1 protein-coding gene is annotated in these 606 nt (G+C 60.2%); it reads left to right on the plus strand.

Features of this window, described 5'->3' with window-relative positions; all coding sequences use genetic code 11:
- On the plus strand, positions 1–606 hold a 606-nt coding region (locus tag ACOCD2_RS25050), incomplete at both ends, for a transposase (protein WP_419582532.1).

Genomic DNA, 606 nt, shown 5'->3' on the forward strand with positions numbered 1-606 from the left:
ATCAGCGTATCGGCCTGCTGGATCGCCTGGCCGCTTGCTTCACCGATCACCGCAACCCCGAGAGCATCGAACACAGCGTGCGGGATCTGGTGGCCCAGCGGGTATATGGTTTGGCGCTGGGTTATGAAGACTTGAATGACCACGATGACTTGCGCAAGGACAGCACCCTGGCCTTGCTGGTTGGCAAGCGGGATCTGACCGGAGAGCAGCGGGTGCGTAAGCAGGACCGGGGGAACCCGCTGGCGGCCTCGAGCACCCTCAATCGTCTTGAGTTGGGCCTACCGGAGTCGGCCACATCAGACCGCTACAAGCGGATTGCCGCGGATAGTGACGCCATGGATCGATTGCTGGTTGATCTTTTCCTGGAGTCGTACCGCAAGCCCCCGCAAGAGATCTGGCTCGACCTGGATGCAACCGACGATCCGCTGCACGGTCAGCAGGAAGGGCGGTTCTTCCACGGTTATTACCGCTGCTATTGCTATCTTCCGCTGTACATCTTCAGTGGTGAGCACCTGCTGTGCGCCCGGTTGCGTACGGCGGACAAGGATGCCTCATCAGGCAGTGTGGACGAGTTGCAACGCATCGTGGGTCAGATTCGCGCACGTT

The sequence above is a fragment of the Thiolapillus sp. genome (genome assembly GCF_048562965.1).
Classification (GTDB): domain Bacteria; phylum Pseudomonadota; class Gammaproteobacteria; order Chromatiales; family Chromatiaceae; genus Thiolapillus; species Thiolapillus brandeum_A.